This window comes from Paenibacillus kribbensis (genome assembly GCF_001705305.1).
Classification (GTDB): Bacteria; Bacillota; Bacilli; order Paenibacillales; family Paenibacillaceae; genus Paenibacillus; species Paenibacillus kribbensis_B.
In genome coordinates this window covers 461,804-480,563 of sequence record NZ_MCBP01000003.1, presented here as the reverse complement: position 1 = coordinate 480,563, position 18,760 = coordinate 461,804, and the positions used below count along the sequence as shown (strand labels likewise).

The following is an 18,760-nucleotide window of genomic DNA, read 5'->3' as shown; positions in this document are numbered from 1 at the left end:
TTCCAGACAATTCAAGACGAGTCCCACGGCTTTCCCCGAAAAAATCCGCACAAGACAGTATACACGCAAAAAAGCGTGAATTCAGGCATTTTCTGCCCATTTGCACGCTTTTTCGGTAAACTTGTATATAATGCTTCCCGCGAATCGAATCACTTGCTATCCTCGCCAACCATTCCCCGCTGCTGAAGCCATTTTTGCCAAACCACACCATGGGTTGGAGAAAAGAGAAAAGCTAAAAGCAGCAGCACTCCCGATACACACAGCATACATGCCGCAATAGAGGCATCCAGTATACTTGCCGTGTAGAAGCCTGCGACCGAACTGATAGCTCCAAATCCGACGCTATACACGATCATACGGGACAATTTCTCCGTCAGCAGGTAAGCTGTAAGTGGCGGTACAACAAGCATTCCAACTACCAGAATTGCCCCCACGCTCTCAAATGACGCCACCGTTGTAAGCGATACGAGACTCATCAGCAGATAATGAAAAAAAACAACCGGAATGCCCAATGAAGCTGCCAATGCTGGATCAAAGGAAGTGATTTTAAATTGCTTGAAAAAGCCCCATACCACGAGCAAGTTGATTAAAAACATCGCGCCTGTAGTCCATACAGCCCTCGGACCGACATCAACGCCAGCAATCTCTAGCGTATTCCACGGCACATATGCAATCTCCCCATACAGTACGTGATCCATATCCAGATGAACATTGGAAGCAAACACACTGACCAGTAGAACGCCGATGGCAAACAGTGTCGTAAACACTACGCCAATAGCAGCATCACTTTGCAAACCGCTTTGCTGGAACAGTTGAATCAGGTATACCGTTAGAAGACCTAGCACGGCCGCACCAAACATCATCCATACCGAATCCCTGGACCCGCTGATTAAAAAAGCAATAACAATCCCCGGCAGCACCGCATGGCTGATTGCGTCGCCGATCATAGCCATTTTCCGAAGCACGAGAAAGCAGCCAACAATGCTACATCCCCCTGCCACTAACATTCCCGTCAAGATCACATAAAATGAACTCATAGGGCACGCTCCTTTCCCGGCTGCGTCCCGACTGCCTGCTCCAGATTATTTCTGGCATTCAACCGAACGATAGCCTTGGAAATCATTCCGCGCTGCGGCGCAAAAATCAGGCTCACACCAAACACCACCGTCGCACACAGAACGCATAACGGTCCTGTGGGGAGATTTTGCCCCAGAGAGCTAAGGAGTGTCCCCCCAAGACCCGCTATAGCGCCAAACAGGCCTGATAGGCACACCATGACCCCCAGCTTCTCTGTCCAGTATCTGGCTGACACCGCTGGGGTAATCAACAGGGCCGCCATCATAATGACACCCACGGCCTGAATGCCGGCAACCACCGCAATGACAATCAACAGCATCAACAGCTTATCCAGCAGCCCCGCTGGAAAACCAAGTCCGCGAGCAAATCCGGGGTCAAAGCTAAGCAGCTTAAATTCTTTGAAGAACAATATGCATATCCCGATCAGCACCACTGAGATTGCCGCCATCGTATAAACATCAGACAATACCATGGCCGCAGCCTGACCAAATAAAAATTTATCCAATCCGCTTTGGTTTCCCGCGCCACTATGCTGAATTTCGGTCAACAGCATAATGCCGAAACCAAAAAATACAGACAGTACCGCCGCAATCGCCGAATCACTTTTGATTCGCGAATACCGGATTAGTGCACTAATCGCAAAGGTTGCAGCAATCCCTGCAATCGCAGCCCCAATCATAAATCCAAACACGGATTTCGTACCCGTAATCATAAATGCCACGCATACCCCCGGCAAAGCTGCATGTGCCAAGGCATCTCCCATAAGCGACTGCTTGCGCAAATACATAAAGCTGCCAATCACGCCGCTGCTTAAACCGAGCAAAATGCAGCCCAGCAAAATCCATTGCATATTCGGATCGGCCAAAAGCGTAGCCAAGCTTGTCATCCCCCTCACCTCACTCCGAGTATTGTGCCGGAATCCGAGCCTGTTTTGAGTATACTCAGACGTCCACCATACGTACGTTGCAGATTTTCCTCGGTAAAAATCTCTGACGTCTCTCCAAACGCCGTCAAATGCCCATTCAACAGCATGACCTGATCAAAATAATCCGTCACTGTAGACAAATCATGATGAACGACAAGTACGGTTTTCCCCTGCCGCTTCAGATCGTTGAGCAATGATACAATCGCTTTTTCGGTTGCAGCGTCCACACCAACAAACGGTTCATCCATAAAATAAAGCTGAGCGTCCTGTGCGAGTGCTCTGGCTAGAAAAACACGCTGCTGCTGTCCGCCTGACAGCTGACTAATCTGCCTGTCCGCATATTTGCTCATACCTACCTTGTCCAGACACTCCATCGCTGCCTGACGATCTGCGGCACCCGGTCGTTTAAACCAGCCCAGTCTGCCATATCGTCCCATCATAACCACATCCAGCGCGTTCGTCGGAAAATCCCAATCCACCGACTCTCGCTGCGGTACATAGCCAACCTTGAGCAGTTGCTGCTTGTAGGGCTTGCCGTAAACCAGCACCTCGCCTTTGAGCTTTGGAATCAGTCCAAGCGCTGCCTTAATCAGTGTAGATTTACCAGCCCCGTTCGGGCCAATAATACCAATCAGCTTGCCTTCCGGCACCTCGAAGGAAACATCGAACAGAACGGGCTTTTTTTGATAAGCTACAGATAAATCGCGAACCACAAGCGGTGAATGCCCCATATGTTTTGCCTCCTTTATTTGAGCGCTTTAACCATCGTATTGACGTTATGCTTGACCATTCCAATGTATGTGCCTTCTTCTGTGCCTTCTTTGCCCATGGCATCTGAATACAGCTCGCCGCCAATCCTTATCGTATGACCTTGCTGAGCGGCTCCCTGAATTACTGCATCTATGGCCTTTCTCGGAACGCTGGTTTCTACAAATACGGCTTTGATTTTATGCTCCACCAAATAATCACGCAGCTTGGTCACATCTTGAGAGCCCGCTTCTGACTCTGTGCTCATGCCTTGGAGTCCTTTTACTTGAATATTGTAAGCATCTCCGAAATAGCCGAAGGCATCATGTGCCGTGACGAGCACGCGCTGGGCTTCCGGTATGCTGGCAATCTGCTCCCTTGTGTAATCATCCAGCCTGCGCAGCTCAGCCAAATAGGCTTCTGCGTTAGCCTTATAATCCTCTGCATGCGCAGCATCAAGCGCCGACAATTCGTCTCTGATGGTTTCTACCGCAGACATCCAGTTTTGTACGTTAAACCAGATATGCGGATCATGCTCGGACCCCATTTCCGGACTCCCTGCACGCAGCTGATCCTGAGCGATGTTTTTGGAGACAGGTATGACGGGTTTTTGCTTGCCGATTTTCTCCAGAATGTCCTGCATTTTTCCTTCCAAATGCAACCCGTTATAAAAAATAATGTCGGCCTGATCCAGCTTGCGCATATCTCCCTGAGAAGCCTTGTACAAATGCGGGTCAACGCCTGATTTCATAATGCCCGTAACCTCCACATGATCACCACCGACCTTGCCGACAATATCCGAAATCATGCCGATGGTCGTCGTGGCCTTGATTTTTTGTCCCGCCTCCCCCGCCGTACCCTGCTCCTTCTGCTCCTGAGTACATGCAGTTGCGAGAACCAAAACTAGTGACAATACTCCAACCGTCGTTACCCATCGCGGCAAAGCCTTCTTAAACTGCTTGTTCATACTTTAAAACCTCCTTCGACTATTCGTATTTGGGACAAACTATTTCCTGTGGACAATTATTTTTTATCAGGACTATATTTTGGAGTATACACTAAAATTTTTACCTAAGGAAACATTTTTAGAATATAAATCTTATTCCTTTTGTTTTATCGTTCGATTTTGGCTCTCTGAATGTGTAATATATAGAAGACATCCATTTGTTAAAGTAAAGAACGTATATAAAGAAGGTGCAAATCATGAAGCAAACAGAACACAGCCCTGATCAGGACAGACGTCAGCAACATCGAATTCGGCAAATACTGCGCGTTTTTACGCTGCTGTGCTGTCTGGCTATCCTTACCTCGTGTGCTCGGGGGGATATCCATGTAGATGTTCATCTCGATCGGAGTGTAGATATGGATGCATCGTTCAGTGTGAACAATCAGACGCTGGTGATGTTAGATAATCCCGGGCTGCTGGATCGATTAGCCAAGCGTTTTCAAAGCAACCATGTGGATGTTCAGCCGCTAGCTGAACAGGGGAGAAAGGGCTATCAATTCAAGGGACATTATCAAGGAAATTGGAGCACAAACGGAAAAAATCCCAATCAGGAATTCAATCTGCCCGAGGGATTAGAAATAAAACGCATTGTGACCCAACATTTTTTCGCAACAAATTATGATCTTACGATGAAGCTTGATCTGCCACGAATGCTTCCTGAAGAAGCTAAGGGACTGAGTGACAAATTACAGCAAATGAATGTGTTCGCGCGCAAATTACTGGAGCGGCAGCTTGATCTTAACTTTAGCCTGTCCTTACCGATCCAACCCGCTGCCAGCAATGCGGACAGTGTATCGGAAGACGGAAAAACACTGCGTTGGGATATTGCGCCACTAGAATCTAATGAGCTAAAATTATCCATCAACGTACCGAATTTACGACATATCGTGTATGTAGCTATTGCCGGCTTGATACTGATTGTGGCAATTGTGATATGGCTGATTCGTAGTCATCGCTCCAAAAGGAAAGCTGACCCCTCTGAATCTTAAACCCTGAATACCTAAAAAAATCGTTCCCGAATCTCTGGTGGGGGGATCTGGCATTGATCCTCTTCATCCTTGCCAAACCAGCGGTATCGGTTACGCGCTACCACGTTGTAGACAGCATCGCGCATAAAGCGGGGAATCAGAATGAAAGCATAGGCCAGCGGGTATGGAAAACGAAGACGTCTGGCAATCCGTAAAGCCGCAGTTGACCTTGTATAATACACACCGTCTTCAATCAATACAAACGTATCCAGCTGATCTGCAGATAGTCCTCCTGCACGCAAAAGCCTTTGTCCTTCCTCGGATTGCAGGGAACCAAAATGGAATATCCCCTCAGGGTCACGCTTGATAATGAAGCGAGTCGCACCCTGACAAAAATGGCATACCCCATCTACCAACACAATTGAATGATCCAAATGATCAGACTGCTTCATAATACTTGCACCTCCAAGGAATCAACAGCTTGAATGCAATCAACTTTATGCATATAACAAAAATACATATAGCAGAAAAACAGTAACAAAAAAACGCCGAAATCATCCGACGCTTGTTTAAAAATGTATCGACTTTTACCAGTTCGGGAACTAGCTCAATGCTTTCTCGAACAGTTGTTTGGCATTAATTTGTCCTATAATCTCTTCATGAAACTGATCCATACACTTGCAGATAAAATCCTTATGGCATACCGGGCAAGGTGTCGTTAGCAGTCGACTAATATTCGTCAAGGTCCACTCCGGATTACGTTGAGAAAAAACGCGGCACTCCGTACCATCGGCCAAACTCATTTTAAACTCATAAAGCCCTTCTTTTTCGTTGCTGCCAGCCAGCGTGAAATTAACAATATTCGGTCTGTAAGACATCATATCACCCGTATTTTTCAAATTTGTTTCGTACCTGGTGACCAGAATCACCTAAGCCATCTTAATGAATTTTGGCGTTTATGTCAAATGGTCGGGGATCTATCGGTATGTAAATACATGATTTCCTTCTCATATGTACTTTAAACGAGCCACACAAAATGAATCATTAAAAAATACGATTAATTTGCTTGTCCACATAAAAGTTGCACTAGACAAAAACTATTGTAGGTGTACAATAGAGATAGTACAATCGCTATGTCACTAATACTAGATTTCATCATGAATAAAGAAGGTGAAGCGTATGAAAAATACAAAGGGCAACGTGATGGAAATCGCTTCACTATCGGAAGTGAATCGCTCCTTGAGCGTCCCTAAGGACGGTACCTGGTTTCGGAAGTTTCTCGCCTTTGCCGGCCCCGGCTATATGGTCGCTGTCGGCTATATGGACCCCGGCAATTGGGCTACAGACATCGCAGGCGGAGCAAAATTCGGCTACACGCTGCTTAGTGTCATTCTGGTCTCCAACCTGATGGCTATTCTGCTGCAAGCCTTATCCGGCAAGCTTGGCATTGCCACAGGTAAAGATTTGGCACAAATGTGCCGCGATGCCTATAGTCGTCCCGTCGCAATCGGCTTGTGGCTTTTATGCGAAATTGCCATTGCAGCCATGGATTTGGCCGAGGTCATCGGCTCAGCCATTGCACTGAAGCTGCTGTTCGGTCTACCGCTACTGTATGGCGTTATCATTACCGCATTTGATGTCATGCTCATTTTATTGCTGCAAAACAAAGGTTTTCGGGCTTTGGAAACATTGGTCATTGTGCTAATGGCGACAATCGCTGGGTGCTTTGGCATCAATCTCATGTTGGCACAGCCAGCATGGGGCGATGTACTGGGCGGATTTGTGCCAGATTCACAAATTTTGACCAACCCAAGCATGCTGTATATTGCGATCGGTATTATGGGCGCTACCGTAATGCCTCACAACCTGTATCTGCATTCATCCATTGTACAAACTCGCAAATTTGAGCAGACTTCAGCTGGTAAACGGGAAGCTATTAAATTTGCAACCTGGGATTCCAGTATCGCGCTTATGTTTGCCCTATTTATTAATGCCGCCATTTTGATCGTGGCAGCAGCGGTGTTCAATACTGCCGGAAAAACAGATGTAGCCGAAATTAGCGACGCCTACTATCTGCTATCGCCTTTGCTGGGAACCACACTCGCAAGCATTCTATTTGGGGTGGCACTGCTCGCCTCCGGCCAGAATTCGACCGTTACAGGTACGTTAGCTGGACAAATCGTCATGGAGGGCTTTCTCAACCTTCGTCTTCCCCCTTGGCTGCGTCGTCTGGTAACGCGACTCATCGCAATCATTCCAGCGGTAATCGTCACTGCTATCGCTGGTGAAAAAGGAGCGGAAGAACTGCTTGTACTGAGTCAGGTCATTCTGTCCATCCAACTGCCTTTTGCCATCATCCCACTATTGCTCTTTACGAGTGACAAAAATCTCATGGGTGAATTTGCCAACAAAATGTGGCAAAAGGTATTAGCCTGGATCGTGACTGCAATCATTATTATCTTGAATGTGATACTCATTATTCAGACGATTTCAGGATAAACTGCTGCCGACAATTCTTTCTACCAACAAAAAAGGTATCCCACGGGCCTTTCACCCAGGGGATACCTTTTTCTGTAAACTTTGCTATAAAGATTATATCTTCCTATTTACTCTACTCTCTATCAATTCCGTATGGCCAGTTTCACCGCTTGGCAGGCTCTACCTTCATCTGCGCTTCAAGCGCGAGGTTCAGTTTGAGCACGTTCACACGCGGCTCTCCGAACACGCCGGCACTACGGCCTTCGGTGTGCTCCTGTACCAGTGCTTTCAGCTGATCCTGCGGGATTCCCGTCAAGCTGCTAATACGTGGAATTTGTACCTGTGCCGCCTGTGGCGAGATATGCGGGTCCAGACCGGAGCCGGAGTTCGTAATCAGGTCCACCGGAACCTCGCTAACCGGCACATCCGGATTTTGTTTCTGCCAAGCGGCAATGGAGTCCTTGACTCGCTGTATCAAGGCCGGATTCGACGGCGCGTAGTTGCTTGAGCCTGAACCAGCCCCGTTATAATCAACGCTCGATACCCGCCCTTGGAAAAACGCCGGATTGGCAAAGGATTGCCCGATCAGTTCAGAGCCGACTACCCGTCCCTCCGCATTCTGCAGCATGCTGCCGTTGGCTTGCTGCGGAAACAGTACCTGTGCCACTCCTGTGCTAACGAGCGGGTATGCCAAGCCACACAAGAGGATCATCAGGACCGAGGTGCGCAAAGCGACTCCGATGACCGTGCTTCCCCGCATCTCCTGTCTCTCCGGCTGCCCCTCCGACCCAGCCCCCGTCTCTGTAGGGTCGTTATTGCCTCGTCCGGCAGAACCGGCTTTCTCGTGTGCAGCAAATCTGCGCCCAGACATACGATAAAACCCACTCATGTTGATCACCCTTTCCGCTTCCATTGTATCTGAAATGCATCCTCATCCAGGCTGCTTAAATCCATAAATGCACCAGCAAATCAATGGCCTTAATGCCGACAAATGGTACCACCATACCGCCCAAACCGTAAATCAGCAGGTTCCGTCCGAGCAGGCGGTCCGAGCTCATCGGCTTATACTTTACGCCCTTCATCGCCAGCGGAATCAGGAGCGGAATAATAACCGCGTTAAAGATTAGCGCCGACAAAATAGCAGACAGCGGAGAGCCAAGCCCCATGACGTTTAAAGCACCCATTTGTGGAATGGCCAGCATGAACATCGCCGGGATAATGGCAAAATATTTGGCAACATCGTTCGCGATGCTAAACGTTGTCAAAGCGCCGCGTGTCATGAGCAGCTGCTTGCCGATGGCGACCACCTCAATAATTTTGGATGGATCGGAATCCAGATCCACCATATTGGCGGCTTCCTTGGCCGCGACCGTGCCGCTGTTCATGGCAAGACCGACATCCGCCTGCGCCAGCGCAGGAGCATCATTGGTGCCGTCACCGGTCATGGCCACCAGCTTGCCCTGTTCCTGCTCACGGCGGATAACCGCGATTTTATCCTCCGGCTTGCTTTCAGCTACAAAATCGTCCACACCTGCCTCCCGTGCAATGGTAGCTGCTGTCAGCGGATTATCCCCGGTACACATAATCGTACGAATACCCATTTCCCGGAGCTGATCGAACCGCTCCTTCATGCCCGGCTTCACCGTATCCTTCAAATAAAGAATGCCGTATATCTGATCATCCAGCGCGACTGCCAGCGGTGTACCCCCTTCAGATGCCACCTGATTCGCTGTTTCCTCCAGATCGGCTGGAACACTGCCTTTTTGCGATATGATCCACTGCCGAACAGAGTCCACCGCACCCTTGCGTACCTTTCGTCCATCGGCCAGGTCCAGACCACTCATCCGGGTTTCCGCCTTGAACTCGATAAAGGTTCCGCCTGCCGCCAAGGATTCATCCAGCGTGTACTCCTGCTTGCGCATCAATTCCAGCACCGAGCGTCCCTCGGGCGTCTCATCCTTCATAGAGCTCAACGCTGCCCACTTTACCAGCTCTGCCTTCTCCACGCCCCCTACAGGCACGAATTCACTCGCCATCCGGTTCCCGAAGGTGATGGTACCCGTTTTGTCGAGAATCATCGTGTTGATGTCCCCGGATGCCTCTACCGCCTTGCCTGACATCGCCAGCACGTTAAACTGGGTGACCCGGTCCATACCGGCAATCCCAATAGCCGACAGCAGCCCTCCAATCGTGGTCGGAATCAGACAAACCAGCAACGAAATCAAGACTGGTACAGGCAAATCAATGTTAAAGTGACGGGCAATCGGAGCCAGCGTGACCACCACGATCAAAAAAATAATCGTCAAGCTGATCAGCAGCGTGTTCAACGCAATTTCATTCGGCGTTTTTTGCCGCTGTGCCCCTTCCACGAGCGAAATCATTTTATCAATAAACGTTTCGCCCGGCTCTGCCGTAATCCGCACCTTGATGCGGTCACTAACTACCCGTGTCCCGCCCGTTACCGAGCAAAAGTCACCACCCGATTCCTTAATGACTGGAGCCGATTCCCCTGTAATCGCGGATTCATCCACCGAGGCCAGTCCTTCAATAACCTCGCCGTCACCGGGAATCATCTCACCCTGGGATACGAGCACAATATCCCCTTTACGCAGCTCTGTTGAGCTCACCACCTGAATGTCATTTCCGACAAGCTTGTTGGCCTGTATATCCTGCTTGGATTTTTTCAAAGAGGCCGCTTGCGCCTTGCCCCGCCCCTCCGCGAGCGCTTCGGCAAAATTGGCAAAAAGCAGTGTGAACAGCAGAATAACAAAAACAGCCAGGTTAAAGCCCATTTCCTTGTCAGCTCCAAAATAACCGGGAAACAGCAGCATCAGCAGCACAACCAGTGTGCCGATCTCCACGACGAACATGACGGGATTTTTCATCATGAGCATCGGATTTAATTTCACAAAGCTATCCCTGATCGCATGCTTCAAGATGCTTCTGTCCAGCATGCGTTTACGTTGTTCCTTCATGATCAAGCACCCCGTTCATCCATTCTCAATTTCTTCTTCATGCTCATTCTTCATCACATGGTCAAAAATTCAGCTACAGGCCCCAATACAATGACGGGCAAAAAGGTCAGCGCACCAATCAGCAGGACAACTCCGATCAGAATGGCCCCAAACAGCTTGTTGTCCGTGCGCAGTGTGCCCGTCGTCACCGGTGTCGGCGCTTTGGCATTCAACGAAGCCGCAACAGCCAACAGTGCAATCATGGATACATATCGTCCAAAGAACATTACTATCCCTGTTGTAACATTCCAAAACACGTTGTTATCTGCAAGACCTTCAAATCCTGAGCCGTTATTTGCCGCAGATGACGCATATTCATAGAGCACCTGAGTCAGCCCGTGATATCCGGGATTTGTGACCGCATCATATCCCCAATGACTCATAAAAGCGAGCGCAGTCGGCGCCAGAATGAGAAACGGATGTACCAGAATGGCAATCGCGATCAGCTTCATTTCCTTGCCTTCAATTTTCCTGCCCATAAATTCCGGGGTTCTTCCGACCATCAGTCCGCATATAAACACACCCAGAATCGCGTACATCAGCATGTTCATCAGCCCGACACCCTTGCCGCCAAAAATGACATTTAGCATCATTTCACCCAAAGCCGCCATACCACCCAGCGGGGTCAGTGTGTCATGCATATTATTGACCGAACCTGTCGTTGCCGCTGTCGTCACCGCAGTGAATAAGGCCGATTGTCCAATGCCGAAGCGAACCTCTTTCCCTTCCATGCTTCCCTGAGAAGCATCCACACCCAGCGCCTGTATCAGCGGATTCCCCGTCTTCTCAGACACGTACGTAATGGACAGAAAAATGAGGAACAATACCATCATCGAGCTAAAAATAATCCAGCCCTGCTTGCGATTACGGGCAAACAAGCCAAAGGTATACGGCAGCGAAGCCGGCATTACCCACATCGCTAAAATCTCCAGAACGTTCGTCCAGGGACTTGGATTCTCAAAAGGATGCGCAGAGTTGGCTCCCGCATAACCGCCCCCGTTCGTACCCAAATGCTTGATAGATTCCATCGAAGCAATGGGCCCCAAAGCAATCTGCTGCTGTGTTCCGCTCAGCGTCGTAATATCCGCCGTAGGCTGCAGCGTCTGTGGTACTTTCAATCCAACCAGTACCAGCGTAAGCACAAAGGCCAGCGGCAGGAAAATCCGTGTAATCGACTTGATAAAATCTTGAAAAAAATTGCCCATTCCTTCACCGCGCCGCGTCAATCCTCTCATAAAAGCCGCAGCAACAGCAAATCCGGAAGCCGCCGAAGTGAACATCATCATCGTGACAAACGCCATCTGTGTCAGATACGTAAGCCCGCTTTCTCCGCTATAATGCTGGAGATTCGTATTGGTCATAAAGCTGATTACCGTATTAAAAGCCAATGACGCTTCCATATTGCCGTTTCCAGCCGGATTCCCGGGAAGCATTCCTTGCAAACGCAACAGCACATAGCTGATGATTACAAGCACGACATTGGTCGCAAGAAAGCTCATAACATACGTAGTCCAACGCATATTCTCCAGCTTCTTCAAGCCTACAATCCTATAAATCAGCTTTTCCGTTCTACCAAAAATCCGATCCGTCCGATTCGGTTCATTTGAGAATACATGATACATATAGGTGCCTACCGGCTTTACCAAGAGCAGCAATATGACAATCACAATTCCGATTTGCAGCAGCTCCATCCTCAATTCCTCCTTAAAATGCTCCTGCACGTGTAGAACAACAGACCTGACTCAGACCAGCAAGCGAGTGCACACGTTTGCGCCAAACCCGCTACCTGTGATACCGGATCTGCTGTTCCTGTCCGTTTCCTCTTATAGCGATTTAAAACTTTTCAGGGTTCAGGAGCGCATAGATTAAATACACCAACACCATAGCCGTGAGCGCAAGCACAACAATCATCCTCTTCGCCCTCCCTTAGAGGTCTGCGCATCGCACCAGCGTACAAATAGCAGTATCGCTCCATAACTCACAGCCAGCACGAGCAGCATGTATATATCCATCATGTTCAAGCCCTCCCGTATCGGTCCTTTGATCATCATTTTTACTTCATCATAAAACTATAAAATCTAAAACAACTATGTTATAAGCGCTTATCCGTTCAGTAGAAAACCCACCTCTCCGTTCAATGTGTAGATCACATGATCCGCTCCCAATCCCCGATAAATTCCTTGTGGATTACAGCCGTGCGTGATGACATAGATCAAATCTGATGTCAGTGGCCGGCATATTTGCAGGAAACGGCAAGTCAGATTCATACTGTTTTCGAACAAATACACGCTACCAATTTCTTTTTTGGGAAAATTCCATTTTCCCGCTTGCATCGTATTGATGCGCACAATGTGCTCCACACCCATTTTTTTGAGCTGTCGTTCCTCCTGAGCGCTATTGGTGAGTACCGCAAACGCCAGTTTTTTGAACATGAGCAATTTCACAAAACTTCTGCCCGCTTCATTCGGTGCAGTGACGATAATTAACCGACCTTCCATCAGTAGCTCCTCTCCCGGTATAAAAAGACAACAAAAAAGAAGCCAAAGGAAAAAGGCTTTCCTCCGGCTTCTTACATATCCATGATAAAATAAACCATGGCTGCATCACGGCGGTTTGTTGCCTCTCCCTGTACGCTTACGAGGTTAGCTGTCGGATTTGGACGTGAGAGTCGCCCTATTTCCGGCACTTGGCCGGAAAATTCACCCCATGAGATTACGGCTTCCAAAGCCGCATACATCCCGATTGGTTCCCCCGCTTTTGCAACTGCAAAATTCAGCGATTAGATAATTTGTTGCTGTTCATTCTTGTTATTTTGAAATTACGTCTTGAATCATACACCCGCGCGAGGAACACTGTAAAGCTCACTTGTGGGGTCATAAATCGGCCTTTTGAGCACAAAATATTAATAATAGCGCTTACAATTCAATTATGCTTCTTCCAGCTCCTTGAAACTCTGTTTTTCACCCCTTTTTGAAAATGACAGGCATGTCAATATTGGCGTAAGGGGAGAAGTTTTGCCCTTTTTTTGTAAAAGTGAAAGAAAACATGCTATATACACCAGATAAACGCCGATTGAACCTGCTTTTACGATGAGAAACACCGCAATTCGCTCCATTTGCAGCGCGATTTGCCATTTTGAACAAAATACGATTTTACAGGAACAGAACATACGTTACATCTATTTCAGGCTTGCAACCTTCCATAAAATTGCTTACAATTTAATTGTAGAATATCTAATTAGGAGGGACATCATGACCGTTTATGAATATGCTGCCAAAACCCTGCAAGGAAAAGAAATCCCGTTATCCATATATGAAGGGAAAGTTCTACTCATCGTGAACACAGCCAGTAAATGCGGGCTAACTCCCCAATATAAAGCACTTCAGGAGCTGTATGACCAGTACCAGGAGCAGGGGCTCGAAATTTTGGGATTTCCCAGCAACCAATTTGCCAAGCAAGAGCCGGGTTCTAGCGAGGAGATTTCGGAGTTTTGCCAGCTCAACTACGGAGTTAGCTTTCCGATGTTTGCCAAGACAGATGTCAATGGTGATCAGGCACACCCTTTATTTCGCCACCTTACCAAAACAGCTCCAGGCGTATTAGGCTCCAAAGCGATCAAGTGGAATTTTACGAAATTTTTAATCACACGCGAAGGTAACGTATTTAAGCGCTATGCACCACAAACAACTCCGGATAAGCTAGCAGGAGATATTGAAAAGCTTTTAAAGGAAAAATAAGATTCGATTAAAACAAAAAAACATCCCTTCACGCAAAACGTGTCAGGATGCTTTTTTTGTTTTTTGCTATTTGTAACCGTGTCTTACATATAATGCGGTCGAGAGGACTCGAACCTCCACGGGCGTACGCCCACTACCCCCTCAAGATAGCGTGTCTGCCATTCCACCACGACCGCAAATCATAATGTTTTGAGGCAACAGATTTATTATACTCCCTTATCTTATATTTGTAAACCCAAATTCAATAATTATTTAATATGTAATATTAAATTACATATTAGAGCTATAGAAATATTTAATTTGACATCAAAGCAATATAAATGTGAATATATATTACATAATACTTTAAGCAATTCAAATAAACTCAATTTTAATGTCAAATAATATAACGCTAATTCAAGGAGGCGAACCACCCTGCACAAAGGCAACCGCTTGCTAAATTACGCATTATTGTTGGACCCTTCCCTACCCGTCGGCGGCTTCACCCGATCTTACGGATTGGAAGAACTATTCCGTAACGGACGCTTGACCTGTATGCAAGACCTGGAACATTACATGCGGAACGACTTGTATCCTCAATTCACAACGCTTGACGGTATGGCGATCAAAAGCCTGTATGTGGCCATTCAACAGGAGGATGGTTGGCGTATCGCTCTTATTGATAAGATGCTGCATACCCAACGCTCCTCTCTACAACACGCGAAAGAGTCACGCCTGTCTGGTCAGCGCCTGATCAAGCTTGCCAAAGCTCTGTATCCTTGGCTTGAATTTGATCAGCTTGAAGCGATACTCATTCATTACAGCGCAATTGGCACACTCGCTACCGTTCATACGTGGATCAACTTTCTCCTTGGAAATGGTGTGGAGCAGACCATTCACGGCTATCTAGCCGCAGCCGTGTCCTTCTGCGTTGAAGATGCTTCCAAACTGCTAAATACTCCTTACGAGGAAAAAAATCCTCTCATCGAGCGCATGACCGACGAATTGCTCACTACATGGAAAAAATTCAATGCGCCTGAGTCAGCTACATTTCAACAAGAGCTGCTTCACAGACATTGGCCCGGTTCCTACATTACTCATCCCCCTTATATGAGTCGTAAGAGCCGACTGGATGAGGTGAGGCTGTTTCCCTCCCCCGGCCTGTCCAAACGCCTTCCAGCATCCCCCTGATGCCCCGCTTCACCAATTCGGTTGCAACACTAAAAGCACCCTACCGCTTTCCCCAAGTGGCAGAGTGCTTTTTTTATCCAAGCATAACCGCAATTTCACACCGTTAACAGGTTCTAGATGAATGATTCAGGTCACTTAGCACTTCAGGATTTTACAAATTTCTCACTTAATTAAGTAATTAATTTAATAAAATAACGTATTTTCGATTGTAAAAACACGTATAAAAGTGTATCATGGTTTCAGATGGTTAATTCTAACATGTTTACTGATGATTATTATAACACACCAATTATTCCGACAGAATCCGTAAGGGGCGATTTCTCTTGAACAACAAAATGCCTGTCACCTCCTTCGGGTGGGCCATCAAACAACGGCTTGTCGAACTTCGACTGGATCAGAAAACATTTTGCGAGACACACAACATTCCGCCTTCACGTTTATCCAATCTGATTCATGGCACCCGCAAAGCACAAAGGTACAGAAAAAAAGTTGCTGCAATTCTGAACATTGACGATAACGACTATAAGGAGGCATCACCACTCTAAAACCCAAATAAACTCGTAATTCGAACCCGCCAGTCCGTTTTACGGGTTTTCACCCGGGTAATCTCAAGCAAAAAGATCATTCCGGCTTTGCTTTGTTATTCTCTCTTTTTTGCTTGCGGTATTTTGCAAATTCAACATATTCTAAAATAAAATTCTGTTCTTCTGCATCCAGATCTTCTGCCTGGCAATCCAATGGCCCCATCACCCCAAAAAAATAAGCAGCCTTTTGCTCCTGGAGTACGCCTTCTCCCGGCTTGATCCCTTTCATTAACCAGTCGAGCGATACGTTAAAAAAGTCCGAAATTTGAATTAGATGCATCGTACCCGGCGTTGTTTTCCCTCTTCTCCAATCACCGAGGTTCCCTGAACTGATTTTGAGCTTTTCACAAAACGCCTTCTTGGTCATTCCCCGGTCCTTAATCAAAGCTTCAATCCGCTGATAAATAGTTTGATCTCCCAAAATGTTTCCCCTCCGACACCATAACTTTTACGAATGATATTTCCTTTTCAAACCTCAAGCAAATCATTATTTGGCAGTTGAATTGCCCTGTTTTTTCTCTTTACGAAAACGAGTAAATTCAATATACTCAAGTATAAAGTCCTTTTCCGCCTCACTAAGTGAATCCCCCTGGCAATTCAGTTGCCCTGAAGCTCCAAAAAAATAAAGGTCTCTCGACTCCTTCAGCACCTCACTCTGCACATCTCGCCCCAGCATAATCCAATCCAGACTGGCATTAAAAAACGAAGCAATTTCAATGAGTTTATTCGTGCCTGGTGTCGTTTTTCCTCTTTTCCAATCTCCAAAGTTTCCCGTACTAATACCCAGTTGCTCGCAGAACGCTTTTTTGGTCATCCCCCGTTCCTTGATAAGTTGCTCAATACGTTGGTAAATAGATTGCATAGAAGTCCCTTCCTCCCTAGCAGGCTCTCAAATAACGATATCATGTGCCCTGTTCCCATTTCAAAGATCACGTGTGCCAAAATTGCCGAATTATGTATGTTGGTTTTCATTATACCACAATATGCAACAAAAACCGCCTATTTTCCGAAGAAAACGGCGGCCTCCAGTCGGTTCGTATACACCAATTACAGATTAGAGCTGTCGATTTTAAGTAAAATCTGCTTCAATTCGTTCAATGTTTCACTCAAGTGCAATAAATCTTCTTCCGGCAGATACACCAGTCTCTCTTGAATTTTATTGGAAAAGGTATGGAATACCTGTTCACAAAAAGCGTCGCCTTCTTCTGTAATTGCCACATTCACGACTCTACGATCCGAGTCACACGACTGGCGGTCAGCCAACCCATGCTCCACCAGCTTATCCAGAAGAGGAGTCATGTTCGGACGTGAGACATTAAGCTGTTTGGACAAATCAGATACTGTAGACGAACGTACTTCTCGCAGGAGCATTAGCACCTGAAAGTTATTAGGCGACAAATGCAATGGGAAATCAAGCGGACCGTAGGCGAAAAATTTCTTCTTCACAATCGGAAACAAGCCCAAAATATTTTCTGATATATTTCCTAACAGTTGAGTGTCCATATTTTTCACCGTCACTTCATAAGTTTATACTTATTATTCTATAACATTATGGCATTATATTATACTATGGAATCATTATTTCTTCATAATCATTACTTCATACATCACTAAACAAACAAAAAAAGCCTCTGCCGCGAGAGACTTTTCCGTTTAATCCATTGATGCGGTCGAGAGGACTCGAACCTCCACGAGCGTACGCTCACTACCCCCTCAAGATAGCGTGTCTGCCATTCCACCACGACCGCATAACAAAAAATAAATGGTGAGCCATGAAGGACTCGAACCTTCGACACCCTGATTAAAAGTCAGGTGCTCTACCAACTGAGCTAATGGCTCATGCTATTCATCCAAGCTGTCCGCCATTAGACCAGACCTCAGGAATTCCTCTTAAGCATGTAACATGTAGTCTATAAAAACAACAATGACCCGTAGGGGATTCGAACCCCTGTTACCTCCGTGAAAGGGAGGTGTCTTAACCCCTTGACCAACGGGCCTTATTTTCATACGCCAACTTGGCGACAAGAAAGAGTATATCAAATAGATTAGAGAATGGCAATACTTAATTTTGAAAATTTTAAATAAGACACTCGCTAAATTATAAAAACGCATATTCGCTTACGAAATGTGTCTCAATACATTTAATTTCAGAAGTCTATGGATGATTTATTGCAAATTCACTTACATTTACTTATAATCACTTACATAAACCGAAATCATTTTATACCAAAGGAGCTTGCCTATGTATCAGGAAGAACGAATGCTTCAAATCGTTGATTACTTACAGCTCCACAAGCGCATTTCGGTGGACGATATTTGCGAAATTTTTAGTGTATCGCGAGATACAGCTCGTCGCGACTTGGTAAAGCTTGAGGAGCATCAAAAGATTATTCGTACCCGCGGCGGCGCTATTCTCCCTTCACTCCATCACGATTCCATTAGAAATTATAACGAAAGACTGCTCACTGTATCCGAGGAAAAGCAAGTGATCGGACAACTGGCAGCCAGCTTGGTTCGAAATAAGGATCGTATCATACTGGATTCCTCCACTACCGTGCAGGCGTGTGCAGAAAAACTAAATGTACAGGAATGTTCGGTCATCACCAATTCCATTAATCAGGCTGACGTGCTGTCCAGAAAAGACGGTGTATCTATTCATCTCTTGGGAGGTCGTCTGCAAAAAGAACACCGATACGTATACGGCTCCTCCGTCGTCGCCACCTTGTCCCACTATTTTGTAGACAAAGCCTTTATCGGGATTGGAGGTATATCCGCCCATGGATTGAGTCTGATTCATGAAGAGGACGGTATGCTGAAGCATCAGATGATGAAACAGGCAGATCAGGTGATTATCCTTGCGGACCATTCAAAATTCGGTAAAAAATTTCCTTACCGCTTTGCCGATCTATCCGAAATCAATATCGTGATCACCGACCGCTTGCCAGACCCGGAAATGCTGGAAATTTTTCAACATCATGATATTGAGGTTATTGTCCCCTCATAGAAAATGAAGTCGATCTGCTGTAGTTCAAAACCCAGACAAAAAGATATAAA

At 46.6% G+C, this 18,760-nt stretch carries 20 protein-coding genes, 4 tRNA genes and 1 riboswitch; of the genes, 6 read left to right on the top strand and 18 right to left on the bottom strand.

Annotated elements, in window-relative coordinates; translation table 11 throughout:
* Positions 1-149 precede the first annotated feature (149 nt).
* The 4 genes from BAZ21_RS08150 to BAZ21_RS08135 are packed head-to-tail and all read right to left on the bottom strand — an operon-like array spanning position 150 to position 3,716.
* A complete protein-coding gene (locus BAZ21_RS08150; RefSeq protein WP_068498822.1) occupies positions 150-1,037 on the bottom strand; it encodes a metal ABC transporter permease in 888 nt (295 codons plus the stop codon).
* The gene (locus BAZ21_RS08145; protein WP_068498819.1) at positions 1,034-1,963 is read right to left on the bottom strand and encodes a metal ABC transporter permease; all 930 of its coding nucleotides are present in this window, start codon (positions 1,961-1,963) and stop codon (positions 1,034-1,036) included. Before BAZ21_RS08145 ends, BAZ21_RS08150 begins: the two co-directional genes overlap by 4 nt.
* Before the next feature lie 5 nt (positions 1,964-1,968).
* Positions 1,969-2,733 (bottom strand): metal ABC transporter ATP-binding protein, encoded by a 765-nt coding sequence (locus BAZ21_RS08140; RefSeq protein ID WP_068498817.1) that lies wholly within the window; start codon positions 2,731-2,733, stop codon positions 1,969-1,971.
* Between the two features lie 14 nt (positions 2,734-2,747).
* Positions 2,748-3,716, bottom strand: a complete 969-nt coding sequence (locus BAZ21_RS08135) for a metal ABC transporter solute-binding protein, Zn/Mn family (protein ID WP_068498815.1) — start codon at positions 3,714-3,716, stop codon at positions 2,748-2,750.
* A 236-nt stretch (positions 3,717-3,952) separates the two neighbouring features.
* On the opposite strand from BAZ21_RS08135, the gene BAZ21_RS08130 reads away from it, so the two are divergent.
* Positions 3,953-4,744 carry a DUF3153 domain-containing protein gene (locus BAZ21_RS08130; protein ID WP_068498813.1) on the top strand — a complete coding sequence of 264 codons (792 nt, stop codon included), beginning with the start codon at positions 3,953-3,955 and terminating at the stop codon, positions 4,742-4,744.
* 11 nt (positions 4,745-4,755) lie between these two features.
* Here the strand turns inward: BAZ21_RS08130 and BAZ21_RS08125 are convergent, their stop codons facing one another.
* On the bottom strand, positions 4,756-5,175 hold the full coding sequence (locus tag BAZ21_RS08125; RefSeq protein ID WP_068498812.1) for a thiol-disulfide oxidoreductase DCC family protein: 420 nt from the start codon (positions 5,173-5,175) through the stop codon (positions 4,756-4,758).
* A 150-nt stretch (positions 5,176-5,325) separates the two neighbouring features.
* Positions 5,326-5,652, bottom strand: a complete 327-nt coding sequence (locus tag BAZ21_RS08120; protein ID WP_068498811.1) for a hypothetical protein — start codon at positions 5,650-5,652, stop codon at positions 5,326-5,328.
* A 250-nt stretch (positions 5,653-5,902) separates the two neighbouring features.
* Here BAZ21_RS08120 and BAZ21_RS08115 point away from each other — a divergent pair, with 250 nt between their 5' ends.
* On the top strand, positions 5,903-7,222 hold the full coding sequence (locus tag BAZ21_RS08115; RefSeq protein WP_068498809.1) for an Nramp family divalent metal transporter: 1,320 nt from the start codon (positions 5,903-5,905) through the stop codon (positions 7,220-7,222).
* Between the two features lie 142 nt (positions 7,223-7,364).
* Here BAZ21_RS08115 and kdpC read toward each other — a convergent pair whose 3' ends face one another.
* The 5 genes from kdpC to BAZ21_RS08095 form a co-directional block, all read right to left on the bottom strand.
* Complete coding sequence (gene kdpC, locus BAZ21_RS08110) at positions 7,365-8,090, bottom strand: potassium-transporting ATPase subunit KdpC (protein WP_068499040.1); 726 nt, start codon at positions 8,088-8,090, stop codon at positions 7,365-7,367.
* 55 nt (positions 8,091-8,145) lie between these two features.
* Entirely contained in the window at positions 8,146-10,176 is a 2,031-nt protein-coding gene (gene kdpB / locus BAZ21_RS08105; protein WP_068498806.1) for a potassium-transporting ATPase subunit KdpB, read from the bottom strand.
* A 53-nt stretch (positions 10,177-10,229) separates the two neighbouring features.
* Complete coding sequence (kdpA, locus tag BAZ21_RS08100; RefSeq protein WP_068498804.1) at positions 10,230-11,906, bottom strand: potassium-transporting ATPase subunit KdpA; 1,677 nt, start codon at positions 11,904-11,906, stop codon at positions 10,230-10,232.
* A gap of 142 nt (positions 11,907-12,048) precedes the next feature.
* Positions 12,049-12,126 (bottom strand): K(+)-transporting ATPase subunit F, encoded by a 78-nt coding sequence (gene kdpF / locus BAZ21_RS30195; protein WP_081752060.1) that lies wholly within the window; start codon positions 12,124-12,126, stop codon positions 12,049-12,051.
* Between the two features lie 191 nt (positions 12,127-12,317).
* A complete protein-coding gene (locus tag BAZ21_RS08095) occupies positions 12,318-12,713 on the bottom strand; it encodes a hypothetical protein (RefSeq protein WP_043890908.1) in 396 nt (131 codons plus the stop codon).
* Between the two features lie 117 nt (positions 12,714-12,830).
* A riboswitch (cyclic di-AMP (ydaO/yuaA leader) is annotated at positions 12,831-13,003 on the bottom strand.
* A gap of 463 nt (positions 13,004-13,466) precedes the next feature.
* On the opposite strand from BAZ21_RS08095, the gene BAZ21_RS08090 reads away from it, so the two are divergent.
* Positions 13,467-13,952 carry a glutathione peroxidase gene (locus BAZ21_RS08090; RefSeq protein WP_068498803.1) on the top strand — a complete coding sequence of 162 codons (486 nt, stop codon included), beginning with the start codon at positions 13,467-13,469 and terminating at the stop codon, positions 13,950-13,952.
* A gap of 93 nt (positions 13,953-14,045) precedes the next feature.
* On the opposite strand, the gene BAZ21_RS08085 is transcribed toward BAZ21_RS08090, so the two are convergent.
* Positions 14,046-14,128, bottom strand: a tRNA-Leu gene (locus BAZ21_RS08085).
* A 256-nt stretch (positions 14,129-14,384) separates the two neighbouring features.
* Here BAZ21_RS08085 and BAZ21_RS08080 point away from each other — a divergent pair.
* Positions 14,385-15,122, top strand: coding sequence for an urease accessory protein UreF (locus BAZ21_RS08080; RefSeq protein ID WP_068498801.1), 738 nt, complete (start codon positions 14,385-14,387; stop codon positions 15,120-15,122).
* A gap of 323 nt (positions 15,123-15,445) precedes the next feature.
* Positions 15,446-15,667: a hypothetical protein gene (locus tag BAZ21_RS08075; RefSeq protein ID WP_007429344.1), complete on the top strand. Its 222-nt coding sequence runs from the start codon at positions 15,446-15,448 to the stop codon at positions 15,665-15,667.
* A 76-nt stretch (positions 15,668-15,743) separates the two neighbouring features.
* On the opposite strand, the gene BAZ21_RS08070 is transcribed toward BAZ21_RS08075, so the two are convergent.
* From BAZ21_RS08070 to BAZ21_RS08045, 6 genes are all read right to left on the bottom strand, one after another.
* Positions 15,744-16,127 (bottom strand): helix-turn-helix domain-containing protein, encoded by a 384-nt coding sequence (locus BAZ21_RS08070; protein ID WP_068498798.1) that lies wholly within the window; start codon positions 16,125-16,127, stop codon positions 15,744-15,746.
* A 66-nt stretch (positions 16,128-16,193) separates the two neighbouring features.
* Complete coding sequence (locus tag BAZ21_RS08065; RefSeq protein WP_068498796.1) at positions 16,194-16,568, bottom strand: helix-turn-helix domain-containing protein; 375 nt, start codon at positions 16,566-16,568, stop codon at positions 16,194-16,196.
* Between the two features lie 185 nt (positions 16,569-16,753).
* A complete protein-coding gene (locus BAZ21_RS08060) occupies positions 16,754-17,209 on the bottom strand; it encodes a MarR family winged helix-turn-helix transcriptional regulator (RefSeq protein WP_068498794.1) in 456 nt (151 codons plus the stop codon).
* 162 nt (positions 17,210-17,371) lie between these two features.
* A tRNA-Leu gene (locus BAZ21_RS08055) sits at positions 17,372-17,454 on the bottom strand.
* 15 nt (positions 17,455-17,469) lie between these two features.
* Positions 17,470-17,545: transfer RNA gene (locus BAZ21_RS08050), tRNA-Lys, on the bottom strand.
* Positions 17,546-17,631: 86 nt separating this feature from the next.
* A tRNA-Glu gene (locus tag BAZ21_RS08045) sits at positions 17,632-17,703 on the bottom strand.
* A gap of 245 nt (positions 17,704-17,948) precedes the next feature.
* Between BAZ21_RS08045 and BAZ21_RS08040 the strand changes: the two genes are divergently transcribed.
* Positions 17,949-18,710, top strand: coding sequence for a DeoR/GlpR family DNA-binding transcription regulator (locus tag BAZ21_RS08040; RefSeq protein ID WP_068498792.1), 762 nt, complete (start codon positions 17,949-17,951; stop codon positions 18,708-18,710).
* Positions 18,711-18,760 lie beyond the last annotated feature (50 nt).